Raw genomic sequence first — 23,425 nt, 5'->3', positions numbered from 1 at the left:
GGTGTCGCGCTGCCGCCCTCGCTGATGCCCGGCGAGAGGCTGCTGAACGGCGACCACGTCCGCGTCGTGGCCACCCCGGGGCAGCAAGGCGACCTCGGCCAGGAGCCGCCGGCAACGATCACCGCCACGGTGGTGGGTCTCTACCCGAACGGCGAGAACGGCGAGACGGTGGTTTCGCTCGAGGTGCCCGAGGGCCAGGCTGCCGAGCTGGCCGCCCGCGCAGCCACAGGCAAGGTGGCCTTGGTCCTGGACAGCCGGGAGCGCTGAACGATGGCCCTGATCGTGATGTTCTCCGCGTCCGGGTCGCCCGGGGTCACCGCCTCCGCGTTGGGCGTGGCCCTCACATGGCCCCGCCCGGTCCTGCTGGTGGAGGGTGACCCGACCGGGGGATCAGCGGTGTTCGCCGGTTATCTTCGCGCCGAGTCCGCGCCGTCGAGCTCCCTTATCGATCTCGCCTTGGCGGAACGCCATGGCGAGTTGAGTGACGCGATCGCTCAATCAACCGTGCGGATGCCAGGCCCGCCTGAGGCGACCGTTGCGCTCTTGCCCGGCACCCGCTCGCACGGCCAAGCGCGCAGCCTGCTGCCACTGTGGGAGAAGCTGGCCACCGAGTTCAAGGCCCTCGAGGCCACGGGCCAGGACGTCATCGTCGACGCTGGACGACTCGGCCTCGCAGGGAGTCCCGAATCCCTCATCTACGCGGCCGATCTCGCTCTGCTTGTCACCCGGACCGACCTGGTCTCGCTGTCCGCGGCACGGTCTTGGGCTGAGACCCTTCGAACCGGGTTCGAGCGGGTCGGAGGCAGGTCCTCACTCGGGCTGCTGCTCGTGGGGGAGGGGCAGCCCTACTCGGCACGAGACGTGCAGAAGGTCCTGCAGATCCCGGCGACCGCCTCCCTTGCCTGGGACCCGGCGGCAGCGGACGTCTTCGCCAAGGGCGCTAAGGCCCCTCGCCGATTCGACTCGTCCCGACTGGTGCGTAGCTTGGCGGCCGGCCAGGGCGCCATCCAAGCGGCCGTGGCCGCGAATCGAGACCAGCTCGGCACACAGATGGTCGGAGTGCGGGCATGAGCCACGACCCAGCACCTAACGGTGCGCCCAACAACCCGGTGGACCCGACGTCGCTGCCGCTGTTCGCTGCACCGGCCGAGACCCAGCGGCCAGCACGTCCCGGCCGCGTGCGGGGATCGTTCACGATGACTCCTTCAACCGATGCCGATCCGACCGATGCCGGATTCGCGACCCAAGCCCGCGAGGACACCGCTGGCCACGTCGACCAGGACATGCCTCGGATCCACCGCCACGGGGCGGACATCGACTGGGGGTTGGTCACCGCGTTCCGGGGTCAGGCCTCAGACCGCCTCAGCGCTGCCCTGGGCGAGGAACGTGGCCACCTGTCGGCCGCCGCCCAGCGGGAACGTGGCCGAGCGATCATCCTGGACCTGCTCAATAGCGAGCACGACGAGCGAGTCAGCTCCGGGCAGGAGACCTGGAACGCCGCCGAGCAGGATGCACTGGCCAAGGCCATCGACGACGCCCTGTTCGGCTTGGGACGGTTGCAGCCGCTCGTCGACGACCACCGCGTCGAGAACATCCTCATCTTCGGCTACGACTCAGTGTTCCTCGAGCTCACCGACGGGCGGCTCATTCCCGGCCCGCCAGTTGCCGACTCCGACCAGGAACTGATCGACTTCCTCGTCTTCCTCGCCTCCCGCTCGGAGGTCAACGCCCGACCGTTCTCCGAGGCTCAACCGAGGCTGCACCTGCGCCTGGACGGCGGCGCGCGTCTGGCAGCGGCGGCCTGGGTCACGCCCCGGCCGTCGGTGGTCATCAGGCGCCACAGGCTGCGCCAGGTCACCTTGTCCGACCTCGTGGACCGCGGGACGATGTCGGAGCTGGCCGCGTCGTTCCTCTCCGCTGCAGTGAAGTCCCGGCGCAGCATCGTCGTCTCGGGCGCTCAGGGTGCCGGCAAGACGACCTTGGTCCGTGCGTTGTGCGCGGAGATCCCCAAGCACGAGATCATCGGCACCTTTGAGACCGAGTACGAGCTCCACTTGCACGAGCTGAAGGAGCAGCACCCCTACGTCTTTCCCTGGGAGGCTCGACCGGGCTCCGGTGAGCGGGCTGCCGACGGCAGCCAGGCCGGCGAATTCACCCTCAGCCAGGCCCTGTTCGACTCGTTCCGTTTCGACCTGTCCCGCCAGATCGTCGGTGAGGTCCGCGGCCCGGAAGTCCTGGCGATGCTCAAGGCGATGGAGTCCGGCTCCGGGTCGATCTCCACGACCCACGCCAAGAACGCGGAAGGTGCGATCGGCAAGCTGGTCACCTGCGCCATGGAGGCCGGGCCCCACATCACCCACGACTACGCGGTCCGGGCGATCGCCGCGAGCATCGACATCATCGTGCACGTCCATCTGGAGACCACGCCCCTGGCCGACGGCACCGCGCAACGCTCCCGTTGGGTCGCCGAGATCCTCACTCTGACGCCGGGGGAGCGCGAGAAGGGCTACGCCGTACAGAGCGTGTTCCACACCTCGGCCGGTGGCCGAGTGGCTGAGCCACGCGTCCTGCCCGATGAGTACCGGGACTTGGCCGGGTGGGGGTTCGAGCTCGAGGAGTTCTTCGGGCAGAGCGAGGCAGCGTCATGACAGCACTCGTGCCGGCTCTGGCGGGCGCGCTGGTCGTTGCGGGCGTGCTCGGGGTCGCCGTCGGGCTCCGGGCTCGTCCGGTGCAACCTGCCGCGCCCAAGCGGAGCGCCCTCGCCAACGGCAGCCCATTGGATCGGGTGCGGAGGCTGGATCGGCGGACACGGCTGCTGCTGCTGGCGGGTGCCGCCGTCGGGGTGGCCGTCGCGGTCCTGACGGGTTGGCTCGTGGCGATCCCGCTGGTGCCGGCAGCCGCCGCGGGCCTTCCGCTGCTGCTGAGCGCGCCGCCGTCGGCGAGCAAGATCGAGCGGTTGGAGGCCATGGAGGAATGGACCCGCTCCCTGTCGGGCATCCTCACTGCAGGTGTGGGCCTGGAGCAGGCACTGATCTCGACCTTGCGATCGACCCCTGAGGCGATCCGGCCGGAGGTGACCCGTCTGGCGTCACGGCTGCGCGCCAGGTGGGCCACCGAGGACGCCCTGCGCGCCTTCGCCGACGAGCTCGACGACGCGACCGGGGACCTGATCGCCGGCAACCTGATCCTCGGTGCGCGCCGCCGCGGCGGCGGTGTGGCCAGCGTTCTGGAGGCCCTCGCCGAGTCCACCGCGGCCGACGTGGCCGCCCGTCGCGAGATCGAGTCGGACCGGGCCAAGCCGCGGTCGACCGCGCGGTGGGTCACCCTCATCACCGTCTCGGTGCTGGGAGTCCTGGCACTGACCGGCGACTACATCGCCCCCTATGGGACCCCGATCGGGCAGATGTTCCTCGTGCTTCTGCTCGGCATGTACGTGGCGACGCTGGTGTGGATGCGCAGGATGTCCACCGGCAAGCCTCTGCCCAGGTTCATCGGGTCCGCAGCCAAGGCGGCCGCGCGATGATGGGCCCCACCGGCCTGCAGCTGGCCCTGATCGCTGGCGCCCTCGTCGGGTTGGGGGTCGCGCTGCTTGTGTGGCGTCTGACCCCGGCGGATCCCGACCTGGGCGACGCCCTCCAGCGCCTCTCGCCCGAGCATGCGAAGCGACGGGACCTCGAGGGGGTGCACCCGGCTGGCGACACGCGGGAACGGTTGGGTGTTTGGGGGATGAAGAAGCTCCCCGCGGGCGCGTGGGGGACCATCCCCACCAAGGAGCTGGCGATCCTGCGGATCCCGGTCAGCCGCTATTACGGCGAGAAGATCATGTTCGCCCTGCTCGGCCTGGCCATTCCGCCGCTGCTCACCACCTTCTTCACCCTGCTCGGTGCGCGGCTGCCGATCTTCATCCCTGCCGTCGCGACCCTCGCTTTGGGTGCCGTCATGTTCTTCCTGCCCGACTACAACGTCCGGGACGATGCGAAGAAGGCGCGCGCCGAGTTCAGCCGCGCCCTGGGCGCCTACATCGACTTCGTGGCGCTCGAGCGCAACGCGGGCGCCGGCCCGCGGCAGGCCATGGAAGTGGCGGCCGAGGTCGGCGACTCGTGGGTGTTCCGCCGCCTCGGTGAAGAGCTGGCGCGCACCCGCTGGTCGGGCCTCACCCCGTGGGACGCCCTGCACGGCCTGGCCCTCGAGTTGGGCCTCCCCGAGCTCGACGACCTCGCGGACATCATGCGCCTGTCGGGGGAAGAGGGCGCCCAGGTCTACCGGAGTCTGCGCGCCCGCTCGTCAGGGATGCGAAGCGCGATGCTCACCTCCGAGAAGGCCAAGGCAAACGAGGTGGGCGAAAAGATGTCGATCCCGATGAGCCTGCTCGGCGTGATCTTCCTGGCCATCCTCGTCGCGCCAGCGCTGCTGCGAGTGATCGGAGGCAGCACCTGAGGACCACGACCGCCAGTTGAACCGCAAGCTCACCCCCGCCAACAGAACCCAACCGAACGCCCGGGCGCATAACCCGGTCCAACCCAAAGGGGACAACCATGTACTACCTCGCCGCAACACTGCACACTCTCGGCGTCCAGATGCGCGACACCGCCATCCGCAAGGCGACCAAGGATCCCGAGCGCGGCTCGGTGACGATCGAGAACGTCATCTGGGCCGTGGCCGTCATCGCCATCGTGGGGATCGTCGTCCTGGCCATCACCAACTACGTCCGCAACAAGGCCGCGGAGATTCGGTAGCACCAACGATGCGCCGGCCAGCAGGGTTCGCGCTCCTTGACCGTCAGCGGGCGGTCAAGGAGCACGAACGCGGCTCCACATCCATTCAGATGGTGCTGCTGATGCCGGCGTTGTTCGCGGTGATGTTCCTCGGTATGCAGGGCGCGCTGTTCTACCACGCCCGCACCGTCGCCCTGGCTGCCGCGCAGGAGGGCGTCCGGACCGCTGCCGGGGTGGCCGGTAGCCGCGCGGCAGGCGCCCAGGACGCCTACGCCTTCGTCGACGCCGCGGGCGGCGACGACGTCCTCACCGGCGCTCGGGTGAGCGCCTCGCGCAGCGCCACCAGCGCCACCGTGACCGTCACCGGCCGCTCCCTGAGCGTCATCCCCGGCTGGCGACCCACCGTCACCCAGAGCGCCAGCGCTCCCGTCGAGAGGATCACCCAGTGAGCCGGGCGCTGCGTCTGCCGTGTCTTCCCTTGCGTGACAGGGAACGGGGATCGGCCGTCATCGAGGCGGTCATCGGGGTGCCTGCTTTCATGCTCTTCGTCGGGCTCATCGTGTTCGCCGGCCGGGTCGCGATCGCCAACCAGGCCGTCGGCTCCGCGGCGACCGAGGCTGCCCGGGCCGCCTCGATCGCCCGGACCCAGGGCCAAGCCGGCGACAGCGCGGAGACGGCCGCGGCCAGCGCCCTGAACAACCAGCGCGTCAACTGCCGGAGCACCACCGTGAGTGTCGACACGAGCGGGTTCGCGTCCCCCGTCGGCACCCCCGCCAGCGTCCGTGCCACCGTGACCTGCGTGGTGAACCTGTCCGACCTTTCCGTTCCCGGGGTGCCTGGCACCCGAACCGTGACCGCGACGATGACCTCGCCGCTGGATACCTACCGAGAGCGGTGAGGCACATGCTCGGCCTGAACGTGCGTTGCGGTCACCGCGCCAGCTTGCTGGCACGGCGCGGCCCGCATACCAGCCGTCGTCTCGTCGACGGCGAGCGTGGTTCGATCACGATCTGGATCGTGACGGCCGGGTTCATCATGATCGTCCTCGTGGGGATGGCCGTCGACCTGGGCGGCCAGGTGTACGCGCAACAGCACGCACGCGACACGGCCCGGCAGGCGGCCAGGGCAGGCGGCCAGCAGCTGCAGGCCGCGCCGGCCATCCGCGGTGAAGGGGCCTTCGCGGACACCTCACGCGCCGTCCAAGCGGCCCGCACCTATCTGGCCGCCAGCGACGTCACGGGCACCGCCACGGTGACCGGTGGCGACACCATCACCGTGACTACCAGCGACGTCTACACAACCAAGTTCCTGTCCATCATCGGGATCAACCGCATCACCGTGACCGGCCGTGCGCAGGCCACCATCACCCGAGCCCTCGAAGGAGTGCAGCGATGACACTGCGAACTCGGCTCACCGGGCTCGCCGCGGCCCTGACCATTGTGGGCATCGTGGTCGCCCTGCCGATCACCCTCCTGGCCGTGGGCGCCAACCCGCTCCCGGACATGTGGCCCACGCTCGAGCAGGTCCGGACCGCCCTGACCAGCCCGGACGACGGGACCTTGGTCCTGGGAGCCATCAAGGTCATCGCCTGGGCGGCGTGGCTGTTCCTCGCCGGCGCGATCGTCTTGGAGATCCTGTCCCGGGCCCGGGGGGTCCGGGCGCCGCATCTGCGAGGCCTGGGCATGCCGCAAGCGGCCGCGAGGGGCCTGGTCGGAACCGCCCTCCTGCTCTTCGCTGCTGCACCCATGTCGGGGACCCCCGCCAACGCTGCCCCCATGGCGCAAGCGTCGTCGGTGGCCAGCGCCACCGTCCTGACCACACCTGACCAGGTGTCCGCGCCGGTGCCAACGACCGGAGCATCCAGTCGCGCGTCAGCGCGCCCCCAGCAGGCACCCGCAGCACCCTCCACGGTCGAGCACGTGGTCGAACGTGGCGACACGCTCTGGTCGATCGCCGAGGACTACCTAGGGGTCGGGAGCCGCTACACCGAGCTGGCCGACCTGAACCGCGCAGTCCTGGGACCCGACCCAGGGTTCCTCCCCGTCGGAGTGGTCCTGCAGATCCCCGACGCCCGCCATGGCATGGCCCACGGCGAGCACTCCGAGACCGTCGAGCGCGGCGACACCCTGTCGCAAATCGCCCAGGATGAGCTCGGTGACGCGGACCGGTACCCGGAGATCTTCGAGGCATCCCGGCACACCGCTCAGCCCAATGGGGGCCACCTGAGTGACCCCGACCTGATCCTGCCCGGCTGGACCCTGACCATCCCCGCCAGCCATGCGCCTCGGGTCACCACACCTGACCCAGCCCTCGAGCCCGTTGCTCCTGCGCAGCCCCCGGCGGCGAACCCCGAGGCGGCGAAACCCGAGGCGGCGAGCCCGGCGCCGGAGGCCTCAGCGGTGCCCGCGACGCCGACCCAGTCGGCGCGCGGCGACGCGCCCGACACCAGTGGCGCGGCAGGCGTCAGCGCGCAGGACACCGAAGACAGCCAGGCCCCGTGGCTCTTGACCGGTCTGACCGGTGCGGGAGCGATGCTGGCCGGGGCCATGCTGATCGCATTGCGCAGGCGCCGCCGAGCACAGTTCCGGGCCCGTCGCCCGGGGCGCACCATCGCCGCACCGGAACCGCTCCTCGCTCCGGTGGAGAAGACCCTCACCGTCGCGGGTGTCCCGGCATGCGTCGACGTCGAGCTCATGGACGAGGCCCTGCACCGTCTCGCGGCTGGAACCATCGCCGCGGGAGCACCCATTCCCGAGCTCGCCGCGGTCGAGCTGAGCCAACACGCCCTCACCCTGCATCTGTCCGCCCCGACGCAGCTGGACCACCCTTGGTCGGGCAGCGCGGACCGGCTCCACTGGACCCTACCCGCGGGCACCGACCTGTCCGACGTGGGACCACGCATCGCCGACTACCCCGCCCCGTACCCGCTGCTTGTCACCATCGGCGCCGGCGACAACGGAAACGTGTGGCTGCTCAACATCGAGGACCTCGCCCTGAGCATCACCGGCGACACCACGTTCGGGCGTGACTTCGCCCGGTACCTGGCCGCCGAGATCGCCTGCAACCCTTGGTCCCACGGCGTCAGGGTCGACCTCGTCGGCGTCGGGCACGAGGTCGCCCCGATGAACACCGACCGGATCCGAGTCCACGCCGGCGGGCACGCGGATCCCGCGGCCGAGGTCCTGGCCGACGCCATCGACATGATCGACCGCAGCGCCGAGACCGGCGTCGACGTCGCCACCGCCCGGGCACGTCAGGATGGTGCCGAGTCATGGCCGGCGAGGATCCTGCTCGTCGATGCGGCGGACGACGAGGGCGGCGAACCGGACTCAAGCGCGACGACGCCAGCCCTGGACCAGCTGCTCGATCTCGTCTACCAGCACGCGGGCCAGACGGGTGCCTCCGTCGTGCTCCGCGGCGACCGTGCGGGGGCCCCGGGTGTAGAGCTGCACGTCACCGGCAACGGTCGGGTCAACCTCCCGCACGCCGGGCTCGACCTGATCGCCGTTGGCCTGACCAGTGACGAGGCCCAAGGGTGCGCCGCCCTACTGGCGCAAAGCGAGGACCTCGCCGACACCCCCATGCCGGTCGACGAGCGCGCGCACGAAGGCTGGCGGGCATGGTCCGACGAGGCCGGGGCACTGCGTGAAGAGCACACCCGCGCCCGGCACGAGCACGCCGACGAGGCTGCAGCCTCGCTGCTCGAGCACGCCGACGAGGACTACCTGCGCACCGGAGCGACCACGTCCGACGACCTCGAGGCGTTGGCCCCCAAGGTTCCCGAGCGGGTTCGCGCCGCCGTGGCCGAGGCGGACCCCACCCTCGACGAGGACCTCGAGCTGTGGTGGTCCCAGGACTGTCCGCTGCCCAGGCTGACCCTGCTGGGCCCGGTGGGAGCACGAACCCGCGGCACCCCGGTCACCAAGCGCAAGCCGTACTACACCGAGATGCTCGCCTTCCTGGCCACACGCGCGCACGGCGCCACCCCGGAGGAGTTGGCCGAGGCCTTCAGCATCACCCCCGCGAAGGCCCGCGACTACGTTCGCATCGTGCGCGACTGGTTGGGCACCAACCCCCGCACGGGCGAGGCCCACCTTCCCGACGCGCGCAAGGCACCCGCAGCGATCGCCCGAGGCGTCGGGGTCTACCAGGTCCTCGACGTGCTGGTCGACGCCGATCTGTTCAGGCGGCTGCGCGTGCGCGGGGAGTCCCGCGGTCCCGCCGGTGTCGACGACCTCCGCGCCGCCCTACGACTGGTCCAAGGCCGGCCCTTCGACCGGCTGCGCGATGGCGGGTGGGCGTTCCTGTCCGAGGGCGACCGGCTCGACCAGCACATGATCTGCGCCGTCGTCGACGTCGCCCACTTGGTCACCACCTACAGCCTCCAGTCCGGCGACACACGCCAGGCCCGGCTGGCCGCTGAGACCGCAGCTCTCGCCGCACCACACGAGGAGATCCCCAGGCTCGATTTGGCTGCCGTCGCCGACGCTGAAGGGCACCCCGGCGAGGCCGACCGGATCCTGCGCGACGAGGTGTGCAACCGCACCGACGACGACGACGCTCCACCGGAACTGTCGGAGCGGACGAAGCAGGTCATCGCCACTCGCGACTGGCACGAGCGGACCCGCAAGGCCAGCTAACCCTTTCCCCCGAAGCCGAGCAGCCCCGGGCCTCCTCCCCCCTAGGCCGGGGCTGCTCCCTTGCCCGGGCCTGGCTTCGACGCGGCTTTACGCCGGGCGGACCAACGACTGGTCCACCCACTGCTGCACGGTGGTCACTCCTCCGCCCGGCTCGTCGACGACGTAGACGACCCATGCCCGCCAGGTCGAGCCAACCCGGCGCCACTCCACCACCAATCCCGGATGTGGGCCGGGTGCCTCTGAGGGGCCCTGCACCCAGCAATGCCGGCGAGCGGACGAGGCGCCGCCGCCGGCGACGGGTCGCTCGGCGAGCGGAACGCCAGCGCGGCGCGGTGGGGGAGGAGGGGTGGGCTGCACACCTCCAGAGTGTGCGCGAAACGGCCGACATTGCGGGCCTCCGGGGCGAGGAACGCATGCGCGCGGGCACCAATCGCAAGGCCTCCGCTCAAAAACTTCGACGAGTTGGGGTACGTCGCATCGCCGCAGGTCAGAGGGTTGTCCCCCGTCCAAGGCCGGACGTACCCCCTCCCGCCCGGCGCCGCACGGTGACAAGGGCGGGGACGACCAGTCGAGACCTTCCTGCCGTGTCCACACGGCGAAAGGAACTCGAGATGAGCGTCGCAACACACCTGGGTCTGGCCGACCCCGACAGCGAGGTCCTGGCCCTGGCCAGGCAGCGATGGCAGCAATGGCAGCTGCGCCACAGCGCCCTCGGTGCCATCGAGGAACTGGACGACCTTCCGTTCTGGCTGCGGGAGGCCGACTGGGACGCAGCCGACCAGGTCCTGCTCGCCCTGGCCGAGCTGTCCGCTCCGGACGGGGGCGACGACGTCGCCGCGACGGGCGTCCTCACGTGGGTGCTGCTGCCCGGAGCCAGCCTGTTGGCGTTCAGGCTCAGCAGGGTCAGCCGGCGGATCGACGAGACCGTCGCGGCCCAACTGTGGGTCGAGGCCAGGACCTTTCCCTGGCAGCGCGGGCACAAGGTGGCCGCCAACATTCTGATGAACACCCGCAAGGGAGTGATGCGCGATCTGGGGATCGGCGACGCAGGGGACCCCACCGGGACGCGAACCATCCCCTTCCCGCCCGCGGCGGAGGTGTGGACCGAGGCGGCCCACTGCGTTCACCCGGGCGGGCCCACGGCCGAGCAGGAGCTGGACGACATCCTCGAGGTCGCGACGAGTCGCGGGGCACTGACCCCGGACGACGGCGACCTGTTGCTGAGCCTCGCCCACGCCGCCGACGTCGCGAACCCCGCCCGGTCCGGGCGCGGGCACGCCGGACTGATGGCCCCCGCCGCCTCGGATGCGGTCGCCGCGGAGCGAGGTGTGTCCTCACGGACGGTGCGCCGCCGCGCCGCCCGGTCGGTGAAGGCCCTTCGCGTCGTCTGCGGCACCCAGCAGCGTGCCTCCGCCTGACATGTCCACCAGCGAGCCTCGACCGGCTTACGGCGACGAGGTGATGACGATGACCGACGAAACGGAGCTCAACCGGCTGATGGCCGTGGCCGGCAGCGAAGGCGAAGCCCTCGCCGCCCTGGCCGGGTGCGTCGACCGACTGAACCAGGTGCACGCCGCACGAGTAGCCCTGGCGCGGCTCGACGCTCCCAGCCTGCGGGCCGCCCTCGAGGCGCGGCGCACCGCGCTCGAGGAGGGGACCCGATGACCACACCCACCGCCCACGCGACGCCCTCGAGGGCCGCGGTGAGCGTCCAAGAGCTCAAGCGGGCATGGCGCTCCGTGCAGGCCGGCGACTTCCGCCCCCGTCAGCGACCCGGAGCCGTGGACGGCCACGAGACCACGCCCCACGGCTGGCACCCCGACGAGCCCGTGCTGCCCGTCGTCGGCTGCGCGGGGTCTGTCGGAGCGACCACGCTGGCGCTGGCCTTGGCCACCCGCGCGCCGGGCGCCACCCGGATCGTCGAGTGCTGCACCGCCACCGCTTCCGGACTGGCACCAGCCTCCACCGCGGAACTGGGCCAGCACGCCACCGGCTGGTCACAAGGAACACGAGGCGACGTCCTCCTCGAGCGCGGCAGCGACATCCTCGTCAGCCCAGACGAAGTGCCCACCCCCACCGACCCCACCGCAGCGCTCACGCTGACCGTCCTCGACGTCGGATGGGAGCTCGGGCAGGTACTGGCCAGCCCCAACTGGCTGGCGGACCAGCTGCTCCACTCCGAGCACGTGGTCGTGGCCACCACGGCCACCATCCCCGGCCTGCGGCGGCTCGAGGGGGCGCTGGCGCTGCTGGCCGGACGTCGAGTCCTGGGTGCCGTGCTCGGCCCCACCAGACGCAAGTGGCCCCGCGGCCTCGAGCACAGCCTCGGCGCCCTGACACGACAACTCGACCAGCGCGGGGACCTGCACCAGGTGCCCCTCGACCGGGCCCTCGCCGTGCGCGGCCTCGACTCCGAGGCACTGCCCGCCCCGCTGCTCACCGCAGCAGACCAAGTCCTCCGCGCCACCGTGGCCGGAGTCACCACGAAGGGAAACCCGTCATGAACGCACTCACCCGCCAGCTCGTCACCCTCCCGCAGGTGTGCCCCGTCGCACCGCCGGGAGCGCAGCGCTACGCCGACCAGCTCATGGGATACGTCCTGTGGGGCACGATCATCCTGTTCGTCCTCGGCGTCGTCATCGGCATCGGCGCCATCGTCGCCGGCCGCATCTTCGGGATGCCGCACGCATCCAAGGCCGGGATCGTCGGCGTCGTCGTCGTCTTCCTCGCGGTGATCGGCTACCTGGTCCTTCCCGGCATCGTTCGCGCCATGACCGGGGCCGGGTGCGTCTGATGACCCGGGCCGGGCAGACCACCGCCGACGGCGGGTGGGGACGCTCCCGACTCCTGGCCACCTTGGCAGCGGGTGTCGCGGCGGCCCTGCTATTCGTGGTCGGCCTCGGCCTCGCGCTCTACTACGGCCTGCGGAGCGGGGACACGCAGCCCACGACACAGCGTGTGGCCACGAAGGTTTCCCCCACCGGCACCGGGCCGGCATACCGCGACCAGGCCGCTGCCGCCCCCATGCTGCAGGTCACCCCGGACGACGCCCGGCAGGGCGTCCCCGCGGCCATCGCCGGCCCGGTCATCGAGGTGCCACCGGCCACCGCGGCGGGGCCGGTGCAGGTGCCGACCGGCTTCCCACACACTCCCGAGGGAGCGGTCGGTCAGCTGGCCGCGATCGAGACGACGGTCCTGCAGGGAATGTCCATCCCCCAGACCAATCAGGTCTATGAGCAGTGGGCTATGGCCGGCGGGTCCGGCGTTGCCGAGTGGGCCCTGACCAAGAACGTCCAGAACTTCCTCGCCAGCGCCGGGCAGGGACAGACCAAGGACCCGACGGTCACCGTCACCGCCACCCCGGCCGCCGCCCAAGTGAAGGCCAGTGACGGAGCCGACTGGGTGCTCGCCTGCGTCCTCCTCGACGTGCGCGCCATCATCACGGCCGAAGCCCGCATCGGATACGGCTACTGCGAACGCATGCAGTGGCAGCCCGCCGGGCAGGGCGGCCGCTGGATGATCGCCCCCGGCGCAGCAGCCGCAGCCGCCCCCTCGACCTGGCCAGGCACCGAGATCGCCTTCAAGGCTGGCTGGCGCACCTGGGTCACCAGCAACGGAGCGGACTAGCGCGATGGACTTCCTCAACCCGTTCACCTACCTCGGCTCGGCAGCCGGCAAGGTCGTGGCCGACGGCTGGACCGCAGCCATGCTCGGACTCTGGAACGCCGGACTCTGGCTGCTCAAGCTCGTCCTCACGCTCGTCGACGCGTTCACCGTCCCCGACCTCAGCGAAGGCGGACCGGGCGCGCAGGTCTACCAGATGACGTTCTGGATCGCCCTGGCCCTCATGCTGCTGCTGACCATGGTCCAGCTGGCCGTGACCGCCGCTCGACGCGATGGCAAGTCCATGGCGCGGGTGCTGGTCGGGACCGGCCAGTTCGTCATGGTCTGGGCCGCCTGGATCGCCCTGGCCGTCCTCGTCGTCGCCGCCTGCGGGGGCCTCACCCGCGCCCTGATGGACAAGCTGCTGCACATCGACAAGTGGGCCCAGTTCGAACCCTTGGGCACCCAGATCTCGACGGAGGACATCAGCGACGGGACCATCGCCACCGTCTTGGGCTTCATGGGGATCTTCCTCGTCTTCGCCGCCATCGGGCACCTGCTGGTCATGCTCACCCGAGCCGGCGCCCTCATGGTCTTGGCCACGACGACCCCGATCGCCGCCGGCGGACTGGTCAGCGACGCCGGACAGAGCTGGTTCTGGAAGAGCCTGCGGTGGTTCATCGCCGCGGCGTTCACACCGGTCGTGATGATCCTCGTGCTCGGCATCGGGGTGCAGATGACGTCCGGGGTCGCCACCGGCATGACCGACGACCTGCAGAAGGCCATCGGGACCGCCGTTCCCGGCGTCATCCTGATCTGCATCGGCTGCTTCAGCCCGCTCGCCCTGTTCAAGCTCCTGGCGTTCGTGGACCCCGGCACCAGTTCCGGGTCCGCCCTGCGGGCCGGCCTCGCCGCCCAAGGAGGCCTCGGCGGCCTGCTCAGCGGCAGTGGCCAGGGCGACGCGGGCTCCTCCGCTGCCTCGACGACCGACGCCAACGGCCGCTCCCAGGCCGAGGCCTCGGGTGAGGACTCCACCAGTGCACGGTTCAACGCCGGCGCGCGTGGACTCATGGGACAGGTGGGGGGCGCGCTCGGGCAGGCCGTCGGCGCCGGCATGGGCGCCATGGAAAGCATCGGGTCCCGGGGTGCCGCCATCGGCGCCGACCTGACCAACCAGATGGGTGTCGGGCACAACAACTACGTCCCTGACTTCAGCAAGACCAAGAGCCAGTCCGGGCGCGGTCAGGGCGGCGGCAACAAGGCCGAGGACGACAACCCCGAGATCAACGGCAGCGGACCAAGCACCAGCCCCGACACCGGTGTTCCGACCCCACCGATCCCGCACCCCCCAACCCCCCAGCTGCCACAGGGCCCGACCCCGGGCGCACCGGGCGGATCCCCAGCAGGCGGATCCGGCCCGGGCGCACCCGGTGCCGCCGCCGGTGGTGAGGCCGGCGGTGCCGCCGCTGCGGGTGCCGTGCCGATCGTCCCGGTCTGACCCAACCCAACCGAACCACAAGGAGAGACGACATGTCAGCCATCTACAGCGACTACAGCCGGGCGAGGATCGGGTGGTTCTTCGGCCTGTCCGGGTGGCAACTGGCGGTGGTCGCGCTGTCGACGATGCCGGTGTTCTGGTCCATTCAGGCCGGGACGTGGATCTCCGCCGGGTTGTTCCTGGCGCTCTGGGTGGCGATCACCCTGGTCACGGTGACCCCGGTCCGGGGCCGATCCACCTTCGGTTGGGTGTCGGCCTCGCTGGCCTTCGCCACGGGCGGGCTCGCCGGGTGGACCCGGTTCCGGTCCAAGGCGGGACGGGGGCAGGCCGACTCGCTCGACGAGGTCGACCTGCCAGGTGCGCTCCATGCCATCCAGGTGCACGACGGCCCGCCGCACGGGGCATCCTTCGCGCGCATCGCGATCATCCAGGACCACAGCGCGCGGACGTGGGCCGTGACCGCGGCCGTCGTGCACCCCGGCATCGGGCTCCAGGAGCTCGAGGACCGGCGTCGCCAGGGCAGGGGCCTGAGCGAACTGCTCGACATGGCGTCGCAGACCGAGCTGATCGACGAGATCCTGCTCCTGGTCCGCACCGTGCCCGAGGACGGCGCGGAACGGGACCAGTGGCTCACGCGTCACCGCCGCTCTACTGGGTCGGCGGGCGTACGTCAGATCAATGACGAACTGCAGCAGACCCTCACCCGGGCCAGCGTGCGCACCGAGGCGTTCGTGACCGTCGTCATCCCGGAGGGTCGGCTCGGCAAGCAGGCCAAGGAGTCCGGCGGCGGCCTCGAGGGACGCGCCCGGGTGATCTACGGCGTGCTCGGCGAGATCGAGGCTCAGCTGCGCGGAGGCATGGGCATGACCAGCGTGAAGTGGCTCACCAGCCCCGAACTCGCGCTGGCGTCCCGGACCGGGTTCGCCCCCGGAGACCGGGCCGGGATCATCGACGCGTTGGGCGCCCGACAGAGCGACCCCGAGGTGAACGCCGACGTCCCGTGGGCGATGGCCGGACCGTCCGGGGCCGACCCGGTAGCCCGGCACTACAGCCACGACGCGTGGAACAGCATCAGCTCCACCCTCAAGCTCCCCGTCAAGGGCGCAGCGATGGGTGCCCTGCTTCCGGTCCTCACCCCAACCGAGCCGGGGGAGCGCCGCTCCTTCCTCGTGGCCTACCCGATCCTGAGCCAGTCCGCTGCGGGTCGCCAAAGCGCCACAAGCGAGTGGGCGGCCGACATCGGCGAGGAGCTGCGCGCCAAGGCCAAGATGAAGCAGAACGCCAAGGCCAGGGACGAGGCCGAGAAGGTGCGACGACTGGACACCAAACTGGCCCGCGGCAACTCCCTGACCCGCCCCTACGCGGTGTGCACGGTCACCGTTCCCAAGACCGCGAGGGTCTCGGAGTTCGGCCGCCGCCTCGACGCCTCCGTCCGCCGGGCCGGGTTCGCGCCGCTGCGCCTTGATCTCGCCCAGGACGTCGCCTTCGCCGCGTCGACAGTGCCCCTAGGGGTCAGCCTCACCCGGAAGGCGGGCTGAGCCATGGGTATGTCAGCCCGCACTCCTGCCGACCGGAACGCCGGCGGGCGCAACGTCTCCCGGCTCCTGGCCGACTTCGGTCACGACCTGCCCTCGGCGCCGACGTCGACGGCGGCCGCGAAAGAGGCCCGACTGTTCCGGCACGCGCCACGGCGCGGACCGCGACGGGCCGGGGCCGGCTGGTCACCGGCCTCCGCTCCCGTCTCGAGCTGGCGCATGACCTCCGATCAGACGCCCGTTCTGTGGCCGTTCATCTCGACCCCAGGCTTGCCACCTACCGGCGCCCAGATGGGGATCGACATGCTTTCCGGCGGCGCGTTCTACGCTGACCCCAACGGCTGGGTCCTCGACGACGACGTCCCGGTCACCAACCCCAACATCTTCAGCTTCGGCAAACCCGGCCGCGGCAAGTCCGCCACCACGAAGGCGTTCTGCCTGCGGATGACCGACTTCGGCTACCGGATCCTGGTCCTGGGCGACCCCAAGGACGAGTACGAAGGGCTCTGCAAGTTCTTCGGGGTCGAACCGTTCGCGATCGGGCCAGGGCTCCCCACCCGCATCAACCCCCTGGCCTTCGGCCCGCTGCTGGCCGGCTGGGATCAGCTGGACGCCACCGAGGCACAAGCGCGCGCCGCCGTCGTCTTCGGGCGGTGGCTGACGCTGGTCCGTGGCCTGGTCGGCAGCCAGCGGATCGGGGACCAGCGGGTGCCATTCGGCCCGAGCGACGAGGTCGTGGTCAAGGCCGCCCTGCAGAAGCTGACGGGCTACACCCTGGGGCAGACCCAACTGACCGAGACGACGATCCCCCAGCTGTGGAACCTGCTCAACAACCCCACCGACGACCTGATCGAGGAGTGCCGGTACGCGGGGGAGCGGCACTTCCTCGACGACACCCGGCTGCTGCGTGACGCCTTGGGCCAGCTCGTCAGCGGCGCACTGGCCGGGCTGTTCGACGACCACACCACCATCGACGTCGACTGGGCCGCCCCCATCCAGTCGCTGAGCCTGTCCCGGCTCGAGCCATTGGGCGACGAAGCGATCGGAATCGCCCTCACCTGCCTCAACTCCTGGGGACGAGGCATGCGGGAAATGGCGGCCTCCGGAGACCTACGCGTGGTCGTGCGCGACGAGTCCTGGAAACAACTGAGGCTGGGTCCCGAGGCGGTCAAGTCCTTCGACGCCGACCTTCGCCTGTCCCGACGAGACGGCGACGTCCAGTTCGCCGTCGCGCACAAGCCGTCGGACCTGCTGTCTGCCGGCGACACCGGCTCCCAGGCGGCCACGATCGCCAAGGACCTGCTGCACCTGGCCGACGTCAAGGTCCTACACGGGCAGGATCTCGGGGTCGCACGCGAGCTGGAGAGCATGCTCGGGCTGGGGCCGATGGCACAGGACCTGGTGACCGGCTGGGCGATGCAGGGCAAGGGCCGGGCCCTGTGGTGCGTGGGCGAGCAGCACTACAAGGTGCAGACCGTCCTCCACCCGGTCGAGCTAAACCTCACCTTCACCAACCAAGCGCTCACCGGCGCGGCCTGACGGGCACGATTGCCGTGAAGAAGATCGCTCTCACCCTCATCCCGGTCCTCGTCCTGGTCCTCGGGCTGCCACTGGCGATCGCCCTGATCGTGATGACGGTAAGTGCGCCAGCGGCGGCCGAGCAGCTGCGCACCATTGCCTGCGGCGGACTCACCCCGGTCACCGGCGCCTGGCGGCCGCCCTTCGCCCAGGCCTACACCGTGGGCCGACGCGGCTTCGGCCAAGAGTTCCACCCGATCTACCACGAGTGGCGAATGCACACCGGCCAGGACCTGGTGTCACAGCCCGGACCGGGCCCCGTCGTGGCCATCGGCGCCGGACGAGTCGCATTCGCCGGCACGAAGGGCGGGTACGGCAACGTCGTCGACGTCCAACACATCGACGACACCACGGGGCAGACCGTGCTGAGCCGCTACGCCCACCTCGCGTCGCTGAGCGTGAGGACTGGAGCCCAGATCGCCAGCGGCCAGCAGCTCGGCGTCGAAGGCTCCACGGGAGCCAGCACCGGCAACCACCTGCACCTCGAGATCCACGTCGCCGGCACGCCCGTCGACCCCGTGGCCTGGATGCTGGCCCACGGCGCCCCACTCAACGGCCAGGCGGTGGCCAGCTGGACCCCCCCGCCGGGAGAGCCGGTCCAAGAGGGCGGCCTCGGCTTCCCGCTGCCACCTGCCGGAACGCCACGGCAGGCATCCCTGATAAACCCCCCGCAGCCCATCCCGGCTGACATCAAGAGCCTCTATGTCGCCGCCGCCGACCGCTACAAGATCCCGTGGACCCTGCTCGCCGGGATCGGCATGGAGGAGACCGCACACGGCCGGAACAACACCACCAGCTCCGCCGGCGCCCAAGGCCTCATGCAGTTCATGCCCGCCACCTGGGCGACGATGGGCGTCGACGGCGATGGGGACGGTCGGGCGGTCATCACCAATGACGCCGACAGCGCCATGTCGGCCGCGAACTACCTCACCAAGTCCGGCGTCGCCAACGGCCCGGCCGGGGTGAGGTCGGCCATCTTCGCCTACAACCACGCCGACTGGTACGTCAACGACGTCCTTTTCTATGCCGCCGCCTACGGTGGCGGCACCGTCCTAGGCAGCACCACCGAGTGCGACCCAGGCCAAGGCAACCCCAACCTGCCGCCGCTGACCAACGACCGACTTCGGGTCGTCCTCACGTGGGCCACCAGTCAGGTCGGCGATCGCTACATCATGGGAGCCAACGGACCCGACGCATGGGACTGTTCCTCATTCACTCAGGCCGCCTACGCACAGATCGGTGTCACGACCCCCAGAACCGCTGGGGCACAACGAGACTGGCTCGCCGCCGGCAACGGATTCCGAGTGGATCCACAACAAGCCAGGCCGGGCGACCTGATCTTCTACGACTCCTACCTGGGCCCAAACACCATCGGCCACGTCGCCATCGTCTTCGACCCCAGCAAGCAGAGCACTGTCGAGGCGATGAACAGTGAACGCGGCGTCACCTACGGCAGCTACGCCGGCAAGGCGGCCACCAAGACGATTTTCCAGATCTGGCGGGTCGGCAACATCTCCGATCAGCCGACCCGGCCGGTCGTCGTCTGATGATGAGAAGAAAGGTTGTCGAGATGCAGTGCATCTTGCAAACAGCTCGACTGTTGCGGCAATAACGCTGCATACGTCACCGGGTTCGCAGTGGGACCGGGTGGCGCAAGCAAGGGGTGTGTCGCCGGTACGTCCGGCTACCGCTCGTATCGAGCGATTTGGCAACCTACCAACCGGTTGGTAGCCTGTAGAGGTGCCGACGACTCGTGAGCAGATCCTCGATGCCACCATCGAGCTACTGCGCGACGGCCGCAACGTCAGCCTGGACGCAGTCGCCGCGGATGTCGGTCTGACAAAGGCCGGTTTGATCCACCACTTCCGGTTCAAGCAGGACCTGATGTTGGGCGTCATCGAACACGTCGCCGACAGGTGGATCGAGGCACTGCAGGCCGAGGTGGGCGACGCTGCTGGGGCATCGGCGACGAGCCGCATCGGTGCCTATGCGCGGCTGGCCTTGCAGCGCCAGCACGACGAGGCCGACATCGCCATGCTGGCCGACACCCGGCTGCGCGGGGCTCTGACCGAGCGCTGGGTCGAGCAGATGCGCCCGTGGATACAACTCGACGACGTTCCGCCGGGTCCCGAGCGCGCGGCGCTGACCACCGTGCGCCTGATCGCGGATGGGGTCTGGTTCGACGACGCCGCGAACGTCTTCCCGGTCGACCTGGCCGACCGGCCCGCCATCCAAGCTCTCATCGACATCCTCTTGGAAAGGTCCCTCCCATGACCCGTTGGTTGTTCTTGGCTGCCGCGATCCTGTCCGAGACGACGGGGTCGCTCTCCCTCAAGGCGGCCACCGAGAATCCCGCCTGGTACGCCTTGGTGGCAGCTGGATTCGTGGCCGCGTTCGCCTGCTTGGCCGGCGCACTCCGCAACGGCATGCCCCTCGGTGTCGGCTACGGCATCTGGGGCGCCAGCGGCGTTGCCCTCACCGCGCTGCTCGCCGCGCTCATCTTCGACGAGCCACTCACCGCGCTCATGCTCGGCGGCATCGCCGCGGTCATCGCTGGAGTGCTCTGCGTCGAGCTCGGCTCCCATAGCGACAATCACCCCGCAGCCAGCGCCGCCCCGGAAGGACCTTCACTGTGATCGCCTACCTCAGCCTCGCCGGCGCGGTCGTCTGCGAAGTCGTCGCCACCCTGTGCCTGCGGATGGCCTCGACCGGCCGGCGGATCTGGTACGCCCCTGTCGCGGTCGGCTACCTGATCGCCTTCGTCATGCTCAGCATCACCCTCAACGAGGGTCTCGGGCTCGGCGTCGCCTACGGCATCTGGGCCGCCGCCGGCGTCGCCCTCACCGCGATCGCCAGCAAGTACCTCTTCGGCGAACCGTTCACCAAGGTCATGGCTGGCGGGATCGCCCTGATCATCGCCGGCGTCCTCATGATCGAACTCGGCGCCGCACACTGACGTGCACGGGGTGGCCCTCGAAGAGATGGGCGAGCAAGCGGTCGCCGCACATCGACACTCAAGCGGCCCTTCATCTAGACACCTTGGCGTCCAGCGGGGACTCTGCACGATCGCCGCCGCGACACCGAGTTGTGCAAAGTAGCCCGGTACAAGCTCGTGCAGTCTTTCCTGCATCCCGACAGATGATGAGTGAGTGAGTGTGTGCAGCACTCGGATTGCTCCCACGAACGTGGCCACCACATGACCCCCGCGCGGCTTTGGGTGAGCAGAAGGGAGCCACCAATATGCAGCGCGCACGCCGAACCAACCCCTACCCGTTCACCTGGGAGATACCCGTCGCGACGGTCGTCGCGGCCGCGCTCCTGCTGATCCTCGGGATCCACGCGGGCCGCGCGGGCGCCAACCTGGTCGCCGGCGCGGGCCTGACCCTGCCGTCCCGGGAGACGCTGTTCACCAGCGTGCCCGCGACCCTGGGAGGTGACGCCGGCGCCGGGCTGTCGTCACCTCCGTCTCAGCTGGCCGGGCCACTCGCGGTTCGAGTGTGGGTATCCCTCGTCGAGGCGGTGCTCCTCACGCTGACCCTGTGGGGGATCAAGGCCGGCATGGACCGGTGGGGGCCCGGCCGAATCCAGGGGATGGCCACCAGGGAGGAAGCCGAGCGGCTCCTCGGACGAAGCCGGCTGCGCAAGTCGGCGGCCGTGGTCCGTCCCGATCTCTACGGGAAGCGACGCTGAATCATGGGACTGCGCACAGGACACTCGTTTCGTCCCGAGCAGGTCGGGTGGCGACTCGGTAGGGGACAGGCGCCACGAGGCGGCGAACTGTGGGTGCCGTGGGACCGGACCGCCGGCGTGATCGGCCCGCAGGGCAGCGGCAAGACGCTCGACCTGCTCATCCCGGCGCTGCTGCGAGCCCCAGGGGCCGCGTTGGTGACGCTCACCAAGGTCGACGACCTGCTGCTCAGCTTCGGCTCTCGGCAGGCACCGGGGCCAGGAGAAAGTGAACCTCGGCCGTGCGTCGTGCTCGATCCCTTCGGTCTGGCTACAGGGTTGCCGGAGCTCGTGTGGGACCCGATCGACGGCTGCGTCGACCCGATGGTCGCCGAGCGACGAGCCAAGGCGTTCACGGCGGGCACCGTCAAGGGTGCCGTCGCAGGAGGGCACGCTGACGACGCAGCCCGCTTCTATGCCGCCGAGGCGGCCAAGGTGATCCAGGCGTACTTCCATGCCGCGGCCCTGACCGGGCGCGACCTCGAGCACGTGCTCAGGTGGGTGGCCAACCCGCTCAGCGCCACCGACCCCACAGAGATCCTGCGGGAACATCCGCACGCCGCCCCGTTCTGGCACGGGCTCTTGCACGGGGCTCTGCATGGCGACGACCGGACCGCCGGCAACACGATCACCACGGTGCAGCAGGCCTTGAGCCTGTTCTTCCAGGAGCCCATCCGCAGACGCTGCGTCCCCGGCTCCGGCCGCCCAGCCACCGACATCAGCGAGGTGATCCGCCGTGGCGGCACGATCTACCTGCTCGGACGAGAAGACCCGTACGCCAGCGCCTCACCACTGATGACGGCCGTCGCCGAGCACGTCCTCGACGCCGCCCTCGTCGCCGCGAACTCCTCGCCGTGGGGACGCTTGTGCCCGCCGATGCTGGCATGCCTCGACGAGCTGCCCTCGACCGCGCCGCTCCCCACGCTGCGCACACGGATGGCCAACGAGCGCGCCTTGGGCATCTCGTTCATCTGGGCCGCGCAGACCCGGCCTCAGCTGTCGGCAATCTTCGGGGACCAGGAGGCGCGCACCCTCCTCGGCCTGACGAACAACCTGATCCTGTTCGGCGGCTCCAAGGACGTGGCATTCAACCAGGAGATCTCCGACCTGCTCGGACCCGTACGGATCTCGCGGACCAGCTGGCAGTCCGGGCAGATGGGCGGGCGCACCACCACCGCCGAAGACATCCCCATCCTCACCGGCGCCGAGGTGCGGCAACTGAAGGAACGCCAGGCGCTGGTGGTGTCGGAGAACGGCAAACCGATGATCGCTCGACTCACCCGATGCATCGACGGTCGAGACGGTCGCGCCCTGCTGAACCAGCAGGAACACGCACGCTCCCAGATCGGTCAGACCCGCAGCTCGACCACCGTCTCCGCAGAGGCCCGCCGCACCGCCGCGCTCGTCGAGGCGCGCCGCCGCGGCCTGTCCAACGACGTGAACTAGAGGGAGGGATCCGCAGATGAAGCCCGTGACCAACGAGAACCCCGGCCCGGGGCCGATGGTGACCGACTTCCCGCACCCGGGCCGCCTCCTCGAGCAGGCATACCGGGAGCTCGACCTGGCCATCAACGGGACCGACGAGCAACGCAAGGCCCTCGGGAACCTCAAGATGCTTCCCCGCCCCTGGGACCCGGACAGCCTCACCCGCGCCCCGCTGCGCCGTGAACTGTGGACCTGGCTCGAGGCGTTCACCAGCTGGCTCAACACCGAGTACGTGTGGGACGTCGCAGGCGTGGTCCCACACTGCTGGCCACAGCACCCCCACTTGGTGCGCGAACTCGCCGTCCTCGCCGACCAACGGCGCCGAGCAGCCCTTTCGCTCGGCAGCGACGCACTGGAGGAGTGGCATCGCTACGCCCTGCCCGCGTTCGTCGAACGCATGCGGCAGCGGGTCAAGAACCACTGCGACGACGGGCACCCGCAGTGGCCCGCCAAGGGCCGCCACTCGCGTCACCTCGCGGAGCCGGCCACCGTACAGCGCGCGGAGGCCTTCGACCGCGACATCGCCGCACACCGGCCCCCTGAGGGCGGTCCGGAGAGTACGGGGCCACGACTTCGAGTCGTCGACGGCCAGACGATCGACACCGGCACCGGCGAGATCGTCGAGGAGTAGACCGCCGTTCGCCA

At 70.3% G+C, this 23,425-nt stretch carries 24 protein-coding genes and 1 pseudogene; all 25 read left to right on the top strand.

Translation table 11 applies throughout. The annotated features are described in order from the left end of the window. A pseudogene (locus ACSQ11_RS18100) lies at positions 1-267 on the top strand (SAF domain-containing protein); the annotation flags it as partial. A 3-nt stretch (positions 268-270) separates the two neighbouring features. Beyond that, positions 271-1,071 (top strand): hypothetical protein, encoded by an 801-nt coding sequence (locus tag ACSQ11_RS18095; protein WP_436008130.1) that lies wholly within the window; start codon positions 271-273, stop codon positions 1,069-1,071. After that, positions 1,068-2,648 carry a CpaF family protein gene (locus ACSQ11_RS18090; protein WP_436008128.1) on the top strand — a complete coding sequence of 527 codons (1,581 nt, stop codon included), beginning with the start codon at positions 1,068-1,070 and terminating at the stop codon, positions 2,646-2,648. The genes ACSQ11_RS18095 and ACSQ11_RS18090 overlap by 4 nt, the downstream gene beginning before the upstream one ends. Positions 2,649-2,656: 8 nt before the next feature. Beyond that, complete coding sequence (locus ACSQ11_RS18085) at positions 2,657-3,523, top strand: type II secretion system F family protein (RefSeq protein WP_436008126.1); 867 nt, start codon at positions 2,657-2,659, stop codon at positions 3,521-3,523. Then, entirely contained in the window at positions 3,520-4,437 is a 918-nt protein-coding gene (locus ACSQ11_RS18080; protein ID WP_436008124.1) for a type II secretion system F family protein, read from the top strand. Before ACSQ11_RS18085 ends, ACSQ11_RS18080 begins: the two co-directional genes overlap by 4 nt. A 98-nt stretch (positions 4,438-4,535) precedes the next feature. Beyond that, complete coding sequence (locus ACSQ11_RS18075; RefSeq protein ID WP_436008122.1) at positions 4,536-4,736, top strand: hypothetical protein; 201 nt, start codon at positions 4,536-4,538, stop codon at positions 4,734-4,736. A gap of 8 nt (positions 4,737-4,744) precedes the next feature. Then, positions 4,745-5,164 (top strand): TadE family protein, encoded by a 420-nt coding sequence (locus ACSQ11_RS18070; RefSeq protein WP_436008120.1) that lies wholly within the window; start codon positions 4,745-4,747, stop codon positions 5,162-5,164. Continuing rightward, on the top strand, positions 5,161-5,613 hold the full coding sequence (locus ACSQ11_RS18065) for a TadE family protein (protein ID WP_436008118.1): 453 nt from the start codon (positions 5,161-5,163) through the stop codon (positions 5,611-5,613). Before ACSQ11_RS18070 ends, ACSQ11_RS18065 begins: the two co-directional genes overlap by 4 nt. 5 nt (positions 5,614-5,618) lie before the next feature. Then, positions 5,619-6,110, top strand: coding sequence for a TadE/TadG family type IV pilus assembly protein (locus ACSQ11_RS18060; RefSeq protein ID WP_436008116.1), 492 nt, complete (start codon positions 5,619-5,621; stop codon positions 6,108-6,110). After that, positions 6,107-9,355 carry a LysM peptidoglycan-binding domain-containing protein gene (locus ACSQ11_RS18055; RefSeq protein ID WP_436008114.1) on the top strand — a complete coding sequence of 1,083 codons (3,249 nt, stop codon included), beginning with the start codon at positions 6,107-6,109 and terminating at the stop codon, positions 9,353-9,355. The genes ACSQ11_RS18060 and ACSQ11_RS18055 overlap by 4 nt, the downstream gene beginning before the upstream one ends. Before the next feature lie 611 nt (positions 9,356-9,966). Continuing rightward, the gene (locus ACSQ11_RS18050; RefSeq protein ID WP_436008112.1) at positions 9,967-10,773 is read left to right on the top strand and encodes a hypothetical protein; all 807 of its coding nucleotides are present in this window, start codon (positions 9,967-9,969) and stop codon (positions 10,771-10,773) included. Between the two features lie 49 nt (positions 10,774-10,822). After that, positions 10,823-11,020, top strand: a complete 198-nt coding sequence (locus ACSQ11_RS18045; RefSeq protein ID WP_436008110.1) for a hypothetical protein — start codon at positions 10,823-10,825, stop codon at positions 11,018-11,020. After that, positions 11,017-11,859, top strand: coding sequence for a hypothetical protein (locus tag ACSQ11_RS18040; RefSeq protein ID WP_436008108.1), 843 nt, complete (start codon positions 11,017-11,019; stop codon positions 11,857-11,859). Before ACSQ11_RS18045 ends, ACSQ11_RS18040 begins: the two co-directional genes overlap by 4 nt. Next, complete coding sequence (locus ACSQ11_RS18035) at positions 11,856-12,149, top strand: hypothetical protein (RefSeq protein WP_436008106.1); 294 nt, start codon at positions 11,856-11,858, stop codon at positions 12,147-12,149. Before ACSQ11_RS18040 ends, ACSQ11_RS18035 begins: the two co-directional genes overlap by 4 nt. Next, the gene (locus ACSQ11_RS18030; protein WP_436008104.1) at positions 12,149-12,982 is read left to right on the top strand and encodes a hypothetical protein; all 834 of its coding nucleotides are present in this window, start codon (positions 12,149-12,151) and stop codon (positions 12,980-12,982) included. The genes ACSQ11_RS18035 and ACSQ11_RS18030 overlap by 1 nt, the downstream gene beginning before the upstream one ends. 4 nt (positions 12,983-12,986) lie before the next feature. Further along, positions 12,987-14,456: a hypothetical protein gene (locus ACSQ11_RS18025; RefSeq protein WP_436008102.1), complete on the top strand. Its 1,470-nt coding sequence runs from the start codon at positions 12,987-12,989 to the stop codon at positions 14,454-14,456. 32 nt (positions 14,457-14,488) lie between these two features. Next, positions 14,489-15,994, top strand: coding sequence for an SCO6880 family protein (locus tag ACSQ11_RS18020; protein ID WP_436008100.1), 1,506 nt, complete (start codon positions 14,489-14,491; stop codon positions 15,992-15,994). A gap of 288 nt (positions 15,995-16,282) precedes the next feature. Continuing rightward, positions 16,283-17,530: an ATP-binding protein gene (locus ACSQ11_RS18015; protein ID WP_436008098.1), complete on the top strand. Its 1,248-nt coding sequence runs from the start codon at positions 16,283-16,285 to the stop codon at positions 17,528-17,530. Between the two features lie 14 nt (positions 17,531-17,544). Further along, positions 17,545-19,116 (top strand): peptidoglycan DD-metalloendopeptidase family protein, encoded by a 1,572-nt coding sequence (locus ACSQ11_RS18010; RefSeq protein WP_436008096.1) that lies wholly within the window; start codon positions 17,545-17,547, stop codon positions 19,114-19,116. A gap of 193 nt (positions 19,117-19,309) precedes the next feature. Next, the gene (locus ACSQ11_RS18005; protein WP_436008094.1) at positions 19,310-19,843 is read left to right on the top strand and encodes a TetR/AcrR family transcriptional regulator; all 534 of its coding nucleotides are present in this window, start codon (positions 19,310-19,312) and stop codon (positions 19,841-19,843) included. Then, positions 19,840-20,205 (top strand): DMT family transporter, encoded by a 366-nt coding sequence (locus tag ACSQ11_RS18000; protein WP_436008092.1) that lies wholly within the window; start codon positions 19,840-19,842, stop codon positions 20,203-20,205. Before ACSQ11_RS18005 ends, ACSQ11_RS18000 begins: the two co-directional genes overlap by 4 nt. Beyond that, the gene (locus ACSQ11_RS17995) at positions 20,205-20,525 is read left to right on the top strand and encodes a DMT family transporter (protein WP_436008134.1); all 321 of its coding nucleotides are present in this window, start codon (positions 20,205-20,207) and stop codon (positions 20,523-20,525) included. The genes ACSQ11_RS18000 and ACSQ11_RS17995 overlap by 1 nt, the downstream gene beginning before the upstream one ends. Before the next feature lie 284 nt (positions 20,526-20,809). Next, positions 20,810-21,259 (top strand): hypothetical protein, encoded by a 450-nt coding sequence (locus ACSQ11_RS17990; RefSeq protein WP_436008090.1) that lies wholly within the window; start codon positions 20,810-20,812, stop codon positions 21,257-21,259. A gap of 117 nt (positions 21,260-21,376) precedes the next feature. Further along, positions 21,377-22,741: a type IV secretory system conjugative DNA transfer family protein gene (locus ACSQ11_RS17985; RefSeq protein ID WP_436008088.1), complete on the top strand. Its 1,365-nt coding sequence runs from the start codon at positions 21,377-21,379 to the stop codon at positions 22,739-22,741. A gap of 16 nt (positions 22,742-22,757) precedes the next feature. Next, a complete protein-coding gene (locus ACSQ11_RS17980; protein ID WP_436008086.1) occupies positions 22,758-23,411 on the top strand; it encodes a hypothetical protein in 654 nt (217 codons plus the stop codon). Positions 23,412-23,425 lie beyond the last annotated feature (14 nt).

The organism is Knoellia sp. LjRoot47, assembly GCF_964253435.1.
GTDB lineage: Bacteria > Actinomycetota > Actinomycetes > Actinomycetales > Dermatophilaceae > Knoellia.
This window is presented reverse-complemented; position numbering and strand designations above follow the sequence as displayed.